The organism is Methylophilaceae bacterium (assembly GCA_018398995.1).
Lineage (GTDB): Bacteria > Pseudomonadota > Gammaproteobacteria > Burkholderiales > Methylophilaceae.
Map to the genome: position 1 here is coordinate 984,411 of CP073759.1, position 13,950 is coordinate 998,360.

General features: G+C 41.7%; 11 protein-coding genes. 9 read left to right on the forward strand and 2 right to left on the reverse strand.

The genetic code is table 11. The annotated features are described in order from the left end of the window. Positions 1-2 precede the first annotated feature (2 nt). Together prmA and KFB94_05135 are read left to right on the forward strand one after the other, a co-directional pair. Positions 3-890 (forward strand): 50S ribosomal protein L11 methyltransferase, encoded by an 888-nt coding sequence (gene prmA / locus KFB94_05130; GenBank protein ID QVL46471.1) that lies wholly within the window; start codon positions 3-5, stop codon positions 888-890. Further along, positions 887-1,828, forward strand: coding sequence for a zinc-ribbon domain-containing protein (locus tag KFB94_05135; protein QVL46472.1), 942 nt, complete (start codon positions 887-889; stop codon positions 1,826-1,828). Before prmA ends, KFB94_05135 begins: the two co-directional genes overlap by 4 nt. Here KFB94_05135 and KFB94_05140 read toward each other — a convergent pair. Then, complete coding sequence (locus tag KFB94_05140) at positions 1,825-2,727, reverse strand: hydrogen peroxide-inducible genes activator (protein ID QVL46573.1); 903 nt, start codon at positions 2,725-2,727, stop codon at positions 1,825-1,827. The two genes, KFB94_05135 and KFB94_05140, sit on opposite strands and share 4 nt — an antisense overlap. 249 nt (positions 2,728-2,976) lie before the next feature. Here KFB94_05140 and katG point away from each other — a divergent pair, with 249 nt between their 5' ends. From katG to KFB94_05175, 7 genes are all read left to right on the forward strand, one after another. Further along, a complete protein-coding gene (gene katG / locus KFB94_05145; GenBank protein ID QVL46473.1) occupies positions 2,977-5,178 on the forward strand; it encodes a catalase/peroxidase HPI in 2,202 nt (733 codons plus the stop codon). A gap of 330 nt (positions 5,179-5,508) precedes the next feature. Continuing rightward, on the forward strand, positions 5,509-6,456 hold the full coding sequence (locus tag KFB94_05150; GenBank protein ID QVL46574.1) for a cytochrome-c peroxidase: 948 nt from the start codon (positions 5,509-5,511) through the stop codon (positions 6,454-6,456). Between the two features lie 531 nt (positions 6,457-6,987). Further along, on the forward strand, positions 6,988-7,152 hold the full coding sequence (locus KFB94_05155) for a rubredoxin (GenBank protein ID QVL46474.1): 165 nt from the start codon (positions 6,988-6,990) through the stop codon (positions 7,150-7,152). A 139-nt stretch (positions 7,153-7,291) separates the two neighbouring features. After that, entirely contained in the window at positions 7,292-8,212 is a 921-nt protein-coding gene (locus KFB94_05160) for a carbohydrate kinase (protein ID QVL46475.1), read from the forward strand. After that, complete coding sequence (locus tag KFB94_05165) at positions 8,212-10,386, forward strand: HAD-IIB family hydrolase (protein QVL46476.1); 2,175 nt, start codon at positions 8,212-8,214, stop codon at positions 10,384-10,386. The genes KFB94_05160 and KFB94_05165 overlap by 1 nt, the downstream gene beginning before the upstream one ends. Before the next feature lie 23 nt (positions 10,387-10,409). Next, entirely contained in the window at positions 10,410-12,362 is a 1,953-nt protein-coding gene (locus KFB94_05170; GenBank protein ID QVL46477.1) for an alpha-amylase, read from the forward strand. Positions 12,363-12,489: 127 nt separating this feature from the next. Then, positions 12,490-13,194, forward strand: coding sequence for an OmpW family protein (locus KFB94_05175; protein ID QVL46478.1), 705 nt, complete (start codon positions 12,490-12,492; stop codon positions 13,192-13,194). 81 nt (positions 13,195-13,275) lie between these two features. Here the strand turns inward: KFB94_05175 and KFB94_05180 are convergent, their stop codons facing one another. Beyond that, the gene (locus KFB94_05180) at positions 13,276-13,941 is read right to left on the reverse strand and encodes a sulfite exporter TauE/SafE family protein (GenBank protein QVL46479.1); all 666 of its coding nucleotides are present in this window, start codon (positions 13,939-13,941) and stop codon (positions 13,276-13,278) included. Positions 13,942-13,950 lie beyond the last annotated feature (9 nt).

Below are 13,950 nucleotides of genomic sequence, written 5' to 3' on the forward strand. Positions count from 1 at the left end.
TAATGGCTTGGCTATTACTTAAAATTCAAGCAAACGACCAAAATGCAGATACCATTAGTGATGCTCTAATGGACTTAGGCGCGCTGTCTGCCAGTATTGAAGATGCCCATGCAGAAACGGTTGCAGAGCAGGCTATCTTTGGCGAGCCTGGCGATCCGCCACCAGGTATCTGGCAACAAAATATTGTGACAGCAATGCTGGATGAATCGACTGACGTCACAGCGCTATTGCATGCGCTGCAACAACAGACAAACATTCAGCAATTTAGTTATGTCACTGAAACCATAGAAGAGCAAGATTGGGTGCGCGCGACACAAGCCCAGTTTGATCCGATTCATATCACCGATAACTTGTGGATTGTGCCAACATGGCATACTAGCCCAAATACGCAGGCTATTAATATTATTCTCGATCCTGGGCTTGCATTTGGTACCGGCAGTCATCCTACCACCCACTTGTGTTTAGAATGGCTAACGCGGCAGCACGATTTAGGTGATGTATTAGATTATGGTTGCGGTTCGGGCATTTTGGCTATTGCTGCTAAAAAACTAGGTGCTCACAATACCGTGGGGGTAGACATAGACAATCAAGCGTTGATTGCTAGTCGGTTTAATGCAGATCAAAATGCAACGACAGATATTGCTTTTTATGACGCAAATGATTTTAGCAATCAAACATTCGATATTGTTGTGGCTAATATTTTATCTAGCGCACTGATGGTGCTAGCGCCTGCACTTGCAAAATATTGTAAAACGGGTGGCAAAATTGCATTATCTGGTATTTTAGCAGAGCAAACTGATGGGCTTATTGCTCGTTATTCTGAATGGTTTACAATGGATGCTCCAAGACAAAAAGATGCATGGATACTGCTTACTGGCATTAAAAAATGAAATACGTTACTGCTTGTCCTAACTGCGGCACCCAATTTTTACTCGATGATACGCTCATTCAAGCCCATCGAGGCAAGGTGCAGTGTGGTCACTGCGACCATGTGTTTAATGCTAAAAATAGATTGACGGAAGTGACCGATGAAAACGGCAGTACTGAGGATTATCCAGCAAGCGTGAGTGAAGCAGATGTTGAAAGTGCGCATGCATTGACAACTGAAGGGGAGATTGCCACTGAGCATAAGCAAGAGAATACTGATGAATTAACGCAATCTCATTCATTAATTGAACAGCCTGATACAACAGCGTCAGATGTTATATCTTCATCCGACGTTGATTATTATATTAGCTCACCAAACGATGAGGCTGAGCTGGATAGCAAGCTGGCATCACAAGCTGAAATACAAGAACCAGCCGTTAATGTCGACACTATTTTTTTGAGTACAAGGCCTGCTAATAAGCCTAGTCAGTATTCTTCTCTAATCAAACTCATCTGCTTTTTACTCATCATCCTCGCGGCTATACAAGCTACTTATTTTTTAAGACATGCTGTTGCCAGACAGTTTCCCGTCATCAAACCGTTGCTTGAACGCGCGTGCATCCCGCTGAAATGCACCATTGATTTATCAAAGCATTTAGACTTAATCAGTATTGGTGATTCTGACATGCAAGAAGATGACACCTATCAATCTGTGATTAAGTTTTCTAGCTCTATTACCAACAATGCGCATTATCCACAAGCTTATCCAAATATAGAGCTTACGCTAACTGACAGTGATGATCGTGCTGTTATTAAAAAATTAATTACGCCAAAAAATTACTTAAGCTCTATTGATAACATTAAAAACGGACTTGCACCGCAGGAAACTGCAGCGCTAACGCTATTGTTGCATGTTGCTGACCCTAGCGTTGCCAGCTACCGCATTTTATTGTTTTACTAACTATCAGATTGCAATAATGCATGATTCACTTGCACAATTGCCTCTACTAACTTTTCAATCGCCTCTATTCTCACATAGCTTTTACGCCAAACTATCGCAATTCTTCTTGTTGGAATGGGTTTAGTAAACGGAATTACCTTCAATAGGGGATTGTCATATCTTGCAACAGTGGCTGTTGCTGGCAATACTGTGATGCCTAAATTTGAAGCCACCATGTTGCGAATGGTTTCTAAGGAGTTACCTTGCAGCACCTCTCCTTTGCGTGACAATTCAGGGCACGCCTGTGTCACTTGATTACTAAAGCAATGACCACTATTGAGCAACAATACTTTTTCTTCAGATAATTCTTCAGGATTGATCTGTTTTCTATGCGCCCAACGGTGGTTAGCCGGCACAACCACAGAAAAATCTTCATCGTACAAATTACGTACCTCAATACCTGGCACATTAAACGGGAGCGCCACCACAGCGGCATCAATCACACCTGTTTTCAATTGTATTTCTAGATTGGCTGTTAAATTCTCCTCTACTTCTAACGGCATATTTGGCACGGTTTGGCGCAAAATAGGAATAATCTCAGGCAATAAGTAAGGGCCCACTGAATGAATCATGCCAAGCTTAAATAAACCCTGCAGCGGATTATTACCAAGCTTAGCCATCTCTTTTAACCGAGTGGCTTCTTCTACAATCACTTGCGCTTGTTCGATAATTTTCCCACCAATTTCTGTGATGCTTACCTCGCTTCTACTGCGCTCAAAAATGGAGACACCAAGCTCTTCTTCTAATTTTTTAATCCCCAAGCTTAAAGCGGGCTGTGTCACAAAACATTTTTCCGCTGCTCGCCTAAAGTTTCGTTCCTGGGCAACGGCCAGTACAAATTTTAATTCAATAAATGTCATCACATTGTCTTCATCAAATAGTGTTACTATCATACATTGATTAATTTTTCTTATCAATAGAATCAGAATATACAATTATCCAAATCAAAAAAATCACCCTACAATCGTTTTTATGCATCGTAGTTAGCGATGTTTCTTTGGAGATAAACATGAATCAATATGAAATTATCAGTGCTATGATGACTGAACTACTCGCACAATATGGACATACTTGTTAATACTCACTTGATTAACTGAAAGGATTTTAATATGGAAAATAAACCATCTACTACTTCTGCTGGAAAGTGTCCAGTCATGCATGGCGGCAATACAACAGCGGCCACAGCAAATATGGATTGGTGGCCGAAATCACTCAATCTAGACATCCTTCATCAACACGATAGCAAAACAAACCCTTTGGGTGAAGATTTTGATTACGCTTCAGCATTTAAGAAATTAGATTTACACGCAGTCAAGCAAGATTTACATGCCTTAATGACTGATAGTCAAGAGTGGTGGCCAGCAGACTGGGGCCACTATGGCGGCTTAATGATTCGGATGGCTTGGCATGCTGCAGGCACTTATCGTATTGCTGATGGTCGAGGTGGCGCTGGCACTGGTAACCAACGCTTCGCACCAATCAACAGTTGGCCAGATAACGTCAATCTTGATAAAGCACGTCGTTTATTATGGCCAATTAAAAAGAAATATGGCAATCAATTATCTTGGGCTGATTTAATCGTATTGGCAGGCACCATCGCCTATGAATCAATGGGCTTGAAAGTGTATGGTTTTGCAGGTGGCCGCGCTGATATTTGGCATCCAGAAAAGGATATTTACTGGGGCTCGGAAAAAGAATGGTTGGCGCCTACTGGCAGTGCTAATAGTCGCTATTCAGGTGAACGTGATTTGGAAAATCCATTAGCCGCTGTCATGATGGGCTTAATTTATGTTAACCCAGAAGGCGTTGATGGCAATCCAGATCCACTTAAAACAGCCCATGATATACGCATCACGTTTGAGCGTATGGCAATGAATGATGAAGAAACGGTTGCACTGACTGCCGGCGGTCATACCGTGGGTAAATGTCATGGCAACGGTGATGCCACGCTACTAGGAGATAACCCAGAAGCGGCTGATGTGCATGAGCAAGGATTTGGATGGCATAATCCAAAAGGAAAAGGCTTTGGAAGAGATACTGTTACGAGCGGCATAGAAGGCGCTTGGACAACGCATCCAACCAAATGGGATAACGGTTACTTCGAGATGTTATTGAACCACGAGTGGGAACTCAAAAAGAGCCCAGCAGGTGCATGGCAATGGGAACCTGTCCATATTAAAGAAGAAGATAAGCCTGTTGATGTAGAGGATCCATCTATTCGCTACAATCCCATCATGACTGATGCTGATATGGCCATGATTAAAGATCCTATCTACAGAGCAATTTCTGAGCGCTTTTACAAAGATCCAGCCTATTTTTCTGAAGTCTTTGCGCGGGCTTGGTTTAAATTAACACACCGTGATTTAGGACCTAAGAGCCGTTATTTAGGATCAGACGTCCCTAAAGAAGATTTAATCTGGCAAGATCCTGTTCCGCAGGTAGATTACCAATTAACTGAGGCAGAAATTGCAGACCTTAAAACCCAGTTATTAAACAGTGGTTTGAGCATCCCAGAGCTGGTCTCTACCGCTTGGGATAGCGCACGTACTTTCCGCGGTTCAGATTATCGTGGTGGTGCAAATGGTGCACGCATACGTTTGGCACCGCAAAAAGATTGGGAAGGCAATGAACCGGCCAGACTAGAAAAAGTGCTCAATGTGCTCGCTAATGTGCAAGCAGGTCTTAGTAAAAAAGTAAGCATGGCCGACTTAATTGTGTTGGGAGGTACAGCGGCGGTTGAAAAAGCGGCACGAGAGGCTGGCGTTAATGTAACTGTGCCATTTGCTGCTGGTCGTGGGGATGCAACAGATGACATGACAGATGTAGAGTCATTTGCCGTCCTAGAGCCTATCCATGATGGCTATCGCAATTGGGTCAAGCAAGATTATGTTGTGTCCACAGAAGAATTGATGCTAGACCGCACCCAATTAATGGGGCTAACTGCCTACCAAATGACGGCTTTAGTTGGTGGTATGCGCGTACTTGGCACCAATCATGGTGGCACTAAACATGGCGTTTTCACTGAGCGTGAAGGCGTATTGAGCAATGACTTTTTTGTCAATCTAACGGATATGGGCAATGTATGGGAGCCAACCAGCAATCAGCTCTACAACATTCGTGACCGTAAGACAGGCAAAGTGAAATGGACAGCCACTCGCGTTGATTTAGTGTTTGGCTCAAACTCCATCTTACGTTCTTATGCTGAAGTGTATGCGCAAGATGACGCAAAAGAAAAGTTTGTAAAAGACTTTGTTAGTGCTTGGGAAAAAGTGATGAATGCTGATCGATTTGATTTGATCGGTAACCGTTAAGCTTTATCTTAAATTAGCGGACACTTTACTATGTTTAAAGTGTCCGTTTTTTTATTTTTATAATAAAAAATAACGGCCTGCAACTCAAACCAAGTCATGAAATACATGAACATGCTTTAATTTATGGTTGAAGCAGCAGCGTTTTGACATAGATCAATATGCAATTTTTTATTCGTAATACATTATCCATATTGATTTAGTACAAAAGAAAAGGCGTTAAATATGGATAAGAAATTGATATTATTGTTAATAGGCTCTACTTTTTTAGTGGCGGCGTGTGAAGACAATAATCAAAATATAGAACATACTGCAAACGATAAAACTACAACAATGGCAGTTGAATTTGAAACCAATGAACCGATTAAGCCTATACAACCAGCAGTGATTAAAAATCAAAAATATGTCGATTTAGGCCGTAAGTTATATTTTGATCCTCGATTATCCAAATCAGGCTTTATCTCTTGTAACTCTTGTCATAACTTATCCGCAGGTGGCACCGATAATTTAAAAACATCGATTGGTCACAACTGGTCAAAAGGACCCATTAATTCGCCTACTGTACTGAATTCGAGCTTGAACCTAGCGCAATTTTGGGATGGTCGTGCCGCTGATTTGCAAGAACAAGCCGCAGGACCAATTGCCAACCCTGGTGAAATGGCTTTCACCCATCAGCTTGCCGTTGACATGTTGCGTTCAATACCTGGTTACGTTGACGAATTTAAAGATATTTTTGGCAACAGGGAAATTACGATCAATGAAGTGACACTCGCTATTGCCGCTTTTGAAGAAACATTGGTTACACCCAACTCGCGCTTTGATCAGTGGCTAAAAGGAGATAAAGAGGCTATCAGTCCCACCGAGCTTGCTGGCTATAACCTCTTTAAAAGTAGCGGTTGTGTTGCCTGCCATAATGGGCCTGCTGTAGGTGGAAATTCTTTCCAAAAAATGGGTATAGTTGAGCCATATCATGCTTCCAGCCCTTCAGAAGGCCGCTCTGCAGTGACGGGTAATGATGCGGATCGCTTTAATTTTAAAGTACCAACTTTGCGAAATGTGGAGTTAACCTATCCCTACTTTCATGATGGTGAAGCTGACACGCTGACGCAAGCCGTTGATATCATGGGCAGATTGCAACTTGGCAGAACATTTAGTGCTGAGGAAAATGCACAGATTGTTGCATTCTTAAAAACTTTAACAGGCGATCAACCAACATTCCAATTGCCGCTACTCCCACCATCATCAGATGCTACACCAAGACCACAGCCATTTTCTGAATGAATATAAGGAGGCCTAGCCTCCTTATTAGCTTCGTTAAGTAATTGTTTAGCGTTAAAATTAATCATATTTAGATGTTGCATATTGATGAAAAATTTTGTCGACACTTGGGTAAAAGTGATGAATGCCGATCGATTGATTTAACCTAATGTGATGTTGAGATCAACAGGCCATTTTAGCCCGCTCACGCGGGCTTTTTGGTCATCTCTTTTGATCAACGTTTGCTTACATACACTATAGCAATTGTCCAACGCATGAAGTGATATTGGCTTTGCCATACAATAGACCTGCCCAATCTCACAACCCATACGCAAATCGTTTGATGAGCAATTGATTGCACGATTAAGCTTAACTCAATAATTAACCATTATTGACATATTACTGTCATTAATCGGGCATATACTAGGTATTGATGTAACTCCCCCTCTCTAGCCCGCGTAAGCGGGTTTTTTTATTTGTTTATTAATTACATAAGCGGCTAATACGTGCAAACTACCTTACAATAAATACATTGTTCACTTTAAAGGAGGCGTCATGAAAACTTGGATTTGTAAGGTATGCGGTTTAATCTACGAGGAAGAAAAAGGCTGGCCTGAAGATGGTATTGCCGCAGGCACTAAATGGGAAGATGTGCCCTCTGATTGGATGTGTCCTGAGTGTGGTGTATCTAAGGCTGAGTTTGAAATGGTTGAATTTTAAAGCTAAATGGTCTATTTTAAATAGGTAGCGTTTCTCTTCACTATTTAACAACAACTTTCATCACAAGGAAACACCATCTATCAGTATCAGAATTTTTTAAAGCGTTATGCATTCTTTTTAAATGTTAGAATGAAAATACATGTCTAGTCATTTAAACAAGACCAAATTTACCGTTGCTATTTTTGGGGAGGTGTTAGCAGACATATTCCCCGATGCCACTGTGCTTGGCGGTGCGCCATATAATGTTGCCAGACACTTACGCGCTTTCCAGCAGCACCCTGTGTTGATTTCTAGAGTGGGCAATGATGCCCTTAAAAAAACACTGTTTGCAGAACTATCTGCTCTCGATATCGATCAATCAGGGATTCAATTGGATTCGATTTACCCAACTGGGCAGGTCATAGTACAGATAGAAAACGGCCGACATCGTTTTGAAATAGAACCCGACCAAGCTTATGACCATATTCATACTGGTATGGCTCACTTAACAACACTGGCTAACCAACCAGATTTGGCTTACTTTGGCACATTAGCCCAACGCGGCATTCAATCTCGTCTCGCGCTAGATACGTTTTTAAGTGGTGCCAAATGCCCACGATTCTTAGATATTAACTTACGTGCACCTTGGTATAACAAGCACATGATTCGACGTTCGCTGTTGCGCACAGAAATTGTCAAAATGAATGATGATGAGCTAGCCATCGTTTGCGATATGTTCGAGCCTGCGCTCAGCAATAATCAAGAGCGCGCATCATTTCTCATTAAAAAGTTTGATTTAAAACACTTATTTGTGACTTGTGGTGAAAAAGGCGCCTGGGTATTGTCGAGTAATGGCGAAGAAATCAAAGTAGCAGCGCCGGCTTTGACAGCAGCAATCGTTGATACGGTTGGTGCAGGTGATGCATTTGCCGCAATTTGTATATTAGGTTTACTCCATCACTGGCCTATGGAACAAATTCTGATGCGTGCCAATATTTTTGCCTCTGCTATTTGTACGATTAGAGGAGCAGCGCCAGAGACGCATGCGTTTTATTTGCCCTACATTGAGCGCTGGTTTTAATGCAAGCATTCTCAAATGATGATCAAGGCCATCCACTCTATATTTTAATGATCAGTGTGCATGGTTTGATTCGTGCAAATGACATGGAGTTAGGCATTAATGCTGATACTGGCGGGCAAACGAAATATGTCGTCGAAATGACAAAAGCACTTGCCAAGCATCCGCAAGTTGGCAAAGTGGATTTGCTTACCCGTTTAATTGATGATGATAGTGTGGCTGCTGACTATGCGCGCGCGGAAGAACAGCTAAGTGAAAACACAAGAATCATTCGGCTAGAAGCTGGGCCAAGAAAATATATCCGTAAAGAATTATTATGGAAGCATTTGGATCAAATGGTGGACAAGTGCTTACAGTTTTTACGGTTGCAAGGTCAGCTTCCAGATTTCATTCACGCGCACTATGCAGATGCGGGTTATGTTGGTAGACAGCTTTCTAATTTATTGGGTATCCCTCTAATTTTTACTGGCCACTCACTCGGCCGTCCTAAGCGCGATCGTTTGCTACAATCGGGTAAGAAAGCATCTGCCGTTGAGCGGCAATTCAATCTGCAACATCGCATCGCAGTAGAAGAAGATATTATTCAAGATGCTTCACTAATTGTCACAAGTACCCGTCAAGAAATAGATGATCAATACGGCATGTACCGCAACCATGATGACAATCGTTACAAAGTGATTCCACCAGGTATTGATACCTCTAGATTTTCACCTCCGTTGCGAGGCTATCGTATAAATGAATCGCTAAAGTTAGCCATTGATCGGTTTATTCTCAAAAAAGATAAGCCGATGATTCTCACCATATGTAGACCTGATATACGTAAAAATCTAAGCGGTTTAATGGCCGCTTATGGACAGAGCCAAACATTACAAACAATGGCTAATTTGGTGATTGTAGCTGGCACACGTGATGATATAAATGCATTAGAGGAATCTCAGCAACAAGTCATGAATGACTTGTTATTGGATATCGATAAATATGATTTGTGGGGGAAAGTGGCTATTCCAAAAAGCATTTCTCAAGACGAGATTCCTGAACTGTATCGTTACGCTGCGATGAGAAAAGGCATCTTTATCAATGCTGCATTCACAGAACCATTTGGTTTAACTTTGATTGAAGCCGTTGCGAGTGGCTTACCCTTTGTCGCATCCAATGATGGTGGACCAAGAGATATCGTCAGTAACTGTCGCAGTGGTTTTTTAACAGATACGCTTGATAGCAACGCCATTGCCAGCACCTTAGCAGTAGCGCTCTCTGACAGTAAACAATGGCGCTTACTGTCTAAAAATGGGTTGAGTAATATCAAGCGCCACTACACTTGGGAAAAGCATGTAGAAAAGTATATGAAAGAAGTGCGCACCTTACTGCACAGAGACCGTAAAAGAATTAAACGCCAATATAAAACAGCATTAAATGCAGGAAAATCAACCATGCCATTAGCTAAATTTGCGCTGATTACCGATATTGATAATACGTTATTAGGCGATAAAAATAGTTTACAAACATTAATTTCATGGCTACGCGGCCAATCTGGTGATTTAGCATTTGGTATTGCTACGGGCAGACCACTGGAAAGCGCAGTGGCAATATTACAAAAAAATAATGTCCCCATGCCTGATGTCTTTATTACTTCTGTTGGCAGTGAAATTAATTATGGCACCACATTAAAATCGGATACTGGTTGGTCTAATCACATCAAACATTTGTGGCGTCGCGATGATTTAGTGGCGGCGATGAACAGTATTAGTGGCATCCGATTGCAAACAGATGAAAACCAACGTGAATTCAAAATTAGCTATTTAGTCACGCCTGATGCACTACCGCCGCTGGCAGTCATTAATGAACACCTGCAGCAATTAAAACTGCATGCGCAAGTGATTTACTCACACAACGAGTTTCTGGATATTTTGCCAATTAGAGCCTCTAAAGGACATGCGATTCGCTATTTAGCTTATAAGTGGGATTTGCCGCTGGCACAATTTTTAACCGCTGGCGATTCAGGCAACGACAGTGAAATGTTGGTGGGTGATACCCTGGGTGTTGTTGTTGGTAATCACAGCCAGGAACTAGACAATCTGCGCGGGCTTGATCAAGTGTATTTTGCGCAAGGTCATTATGCTGCAGGTATTCTCGAAGGTATACAACACTATCAATTCGGACAAATAAATGCACAATAAATTAATAAAATTGGTTATTGACTATGTATGAACAAGTTTCACATGCGTTACTGAACGATATTCTTATTAATATCGATATTAAAAATAATGATGCTGATTTACAACATTTCTATACACGATTAGGCGCTAACTTTTTTGCTATTTATTCAATTTTTCATCATTTATATGGTGAGCGAGATGATGTTGAACAGCAGTTACAGTCTCTTGTCCAAACGATGGCACAACAATACATTAGGCGTGCACCAGCACTAAAAGAATCTGACTTAGCCCGCGAAAAAGATCACGACTGGTTTTTAAGTCAAAAATGGGTAGGCATGGCTCTATATTGCGATGGATTTTCTAAAAACCTCAACAGTATGCAATCTAAGCTACATTTTTTACAAGAGCTAGGTATCAATATGATTCATATTATGCCCATTTGTGATTGCCCTGAAATTGAAAATGATGGTGGTTATGCAGTTAGAGACTTTCGCAAAATTGATGACAGTTATGGCACGCTAGACGAGCTTGACGCGCTGATCAAGAATTTAAAGCAGCGCGAAACACTCATTACCTTGGATGTTGTAGTCAATCATACATCGAACCAGCACGCTTGGGCACAACAAGCGCGACAAGGTAATCAGCAATATCAAGATTATTACTACATGTTTGATGACAGGCAGATACCGGATATTTATGAAGAAGCCATGCCTGAGGTATTTCCAGAATTTGCGCCTAATAGTTTTACCTGGGATGCAGAATCTAAGAAATGGGTGATGACGGTGTTCAACCATTTTCAATGGGATTTAAATTATAAGAACCCTGCTGTATTTATAGAGATGCTGGATGTTTTATTGTATTGGTCAAATCATGGTGTTGATATTTTGCGCCTTGATGCAGTTGCTTTTTTATGGAAAAAAATGGGTAGTAGCTGTCAAAATGAACGAGAAGCCCATTTGATATTACAGTTATTTAAAGACTGCTGCCAAGTCACGGCACCAGGCGTGTTATTCATTGCTGAAGCAATTGTTGCACCCACTGAAATAGTTAAATATTTTGGCGAAGATGCCATTAATGCAAAAGAGTGTGAAATTGCTTACAACGCCACTTTAATGGCATTGCTTTGGGAGGCTGTTGCCACAAAAAACACAACGCTACTCAATAAAGGCATTCACAGTATTCCCGAAAAACTAGAGCGCGCGACTTGGCTCAACTATATTCGTTGTCATGATGACATTGGCTGGGGATTTAGTGACACTGACATTATTGATACAGGCTATGATCCTACTTTGCATAGACGATTTTTGGTCGATTACTATACAGGTAACTATGGCATGTCTAATGCCAAGGGGTTTGCTTTTGGTGTTAATAAAAAAACTGGTGATGCCCGTATCTCTGGCTCATTAGCTTCGTTAGCTGGCTTAGAAACAGCACTAGAAGAAGCAAATCCAGAAGCAATAGCATCCGCGATTAAAACCATTATTTTATTGCACAGTGTCATTCTCTCTTTTGGTGGCATTCCCCTTTTATATTATGGTGATAGCACTGGTACCTTGAATGATGATTCCTATTTGAATGACGTTCACAAACGCAATGACAACCGATGGACGCATCGCCCGCAATTGGATTGGGACAAAATAGAGAGAAGAAAACAAACAGGTACAGTTGAATATCGTATTTTCAATGCGCTCAAAAAGTTGATTGCCATCCGTAAAGAGATTCCGGCCTTTGCCGACAAAAACAATCGCGAACTCATCGCAACAAACAACCCGCATTTGTTAGTTTACGCTAGGTTCAACTACGCATCTGCTAGTACACGGGTATTAGTTGTCTGCAATTTTAGTGATGTTGAACAAGGTTTAGAAGTAAGCCCTTTAAAAGAAAACGGCTTTTTGAAATATGCAGTGGCAAAAAATATGGCTACCGGTGACATATTAACCATCAACAATGATGCACTCATTATTCCGCCACTGTCTTTTTATTGGTTAGAGACCTAGATAAAACCTCAAAAGCGCCATCAAGACTGCTAATCAAGCTTTGTTGATTTACATCAAAGCGCCCAAGCTAGCCTGCTCTTATCATTCCTCCATCAACAGTTAAAAACAATCATTTATGGAGAATGAAATGAAAAAAAGACTATTTGCAATATCAATGGTAGCCACATTGGCAGCGCCAATGTTAGCCCAAGCTGAAGCGGGTGATTGGGTAGTCCGTGTACGTGCAGTGAATGTCAGCCCAAATGAAGATAGTAGCCTAGGTAAAGATGTCAACACACTACTTGGCGCTAGTGTGATGTCACCAGGTGCGGAGTTAAAAGTCAGTGATAAAGTGATACCTGAATTAGACATCTCTTACTACTTTACCAAGCATATTGCAGCAGAACTCATTTTAGCATTGGGTACTCGCCATAATGTAAGCATCTCAGGCGACGCAGCTGGCGTTGTTGGCGATCAAGGTTTGGGTAGTGTCAACTTATTACCACCAACATTAACCGCCCAATGGCATTTTAATCCCGACCAAATGATTGACCCCTATGTTGGTGCTGGTGTTAATTACACGGCCTTTCTTGACCGCAATTTAAGAGGCCGTGCAGGTGCTATTAATGGCGACAAAATTAAAGTAGATAGTGATAGTTGGGGCTGGGCATTACAAGCTGGCGTCGACATTAATCTGAAAGATGGTTGGTTACTCAATGCAGATGTTAAATACGTCACCATTGATACTGATGTTAAATTACGTGGCGCTGTTACAGGCAATGTCTGGAGAAAAATTGACAGCTTAGATATTAATCCATGGGTGATTGGTTTTGGTGTAGGTAAAAAATTCTAACCATACCATCACGCATACAGATAACGATTGCTGGTCCCTCCCTAATCCCTGCCGCTTGCGGTAGGGATTTTTTTATCACATTTAATTACACCACACTTTAGTTTGATGCATCACATCCATCCAAATTGCCCAGGCAGCAACTGCCGTTAGAAAAAAACCTGCCAAGCGCATACTATTGCTATCGCCTATCCATTTGAATCCATTTTTTAGCTTAAACCAAAACCACGGTCCAATCATCAATGACACACTAGTGCCCAATGCAAATGTAGCCATGCTGAATGCGCCTTGTATTGGATTTGCATGTAGGGAAGCCACCAATAATGCAGAATATAGCAAACCACATGGCATAAGTGCCCACAGTACACCTGTCAAAAAACCACCACCTGATAATTGTGAAAATTGACGAACGCGGCCCCAAATGTGACGGCCAAAACGATCAGCCCATGCAGGTTGACGAGCAAATATCATTAACATGAGGCCCCATGCAAAGACCAATACATGAAAAAATGTCCAGAGTGGGTGTAGCGCTGCGGTTTGTTCAGAAAACCAAGCCAGCGTATTAACCGAAGCTGCTGCAATGGCGCCTAAAATAGCATAACCAATGATGCGCCCACTATGAAATTTGGCTGTTTGCAGACCGATATTACTTGTTTGCATGCCACCACAGGCAGCACCACACATTGCAATACAGTGCGGCCCACCCGCTAAGCCCATTAAAAGTGTCGTCAGTGCTAGCGGTGTCTCCATCTAAGGATT

Bases quoted from the DNA above. Each gene is read 5' to 3' on its own strand.
- prmA (QVL46471.1), top strand. From the start codon at position 3: ATGGCTTGGCTATTACTTAAAATTCAAGCAAACGACCAAAATGCAGAT.
- KFB94_05135 (QVL46472.1), top strand. From the start codon at position 887: ATGAAATACGTTACTGCTTGTCCTAACTGCGGCACCCAATTTTTACTC.
- KFB94_05140 (QVL46573.1), bottom strand. From the start codon at position 2,727: ATGACATTTATTGAATTAAAATTTGTACTGGCCGTTGCCCAGGAACGA.
- katG (QVL46473.1), top strand. From the start codon at position 2,977: ATGGAAAATAAACCATCTACTACTTCTGCTGGAAAGTGTCCAGTCATG.
- KFB94_05150 (QVL46574.1), top strand. From the start codon at position 5,509: ATGGCAGTTGAATTTGAAACCAATGAACCGATTAAGCCTATACAACCA.
- KFB94_05155 (QVL46474.1), top strand. From the start codon at position 6,988: ATGAAAACTTGGATTTGTAAGGTATGCGGTTTAATCTACGAGGAAGAA.
- KFB94_05160 (QVL46475.1), top strand. From the start codon at position 7,292: ATGTCTAGTCATTTAAACAAGACCAAATTTACCGTTGCTATTTTTGGG.
- KFB94_05165 (QVL46476.1), top strand. From the start codon at position 8,212: ATGCAAGCATTCTCAAATGATGATCAAGGCCATCCACTCTATATTTTA.
- KFB94_05170 (QVL46477.1), top strand. From the start codon at position 10,410: ATGTATGAACAAGTTTCACATGCGTTACTGAACGATATTCTTATTAAT.
- KFB94_05175 (QVL46478.1), top strand. From the start codon at position 12,490: ATGAAAAAAAGACTATTTGCAATATCAATGGTAGCCACATTGGCAGCG.
- KFB94_05180 (QVL46479.1), bottom strand. From the start codon at position 13,941: ATGGAGACACCGCTAGCACTGACGACACTTTTAATGGGCTTAGCGGGT.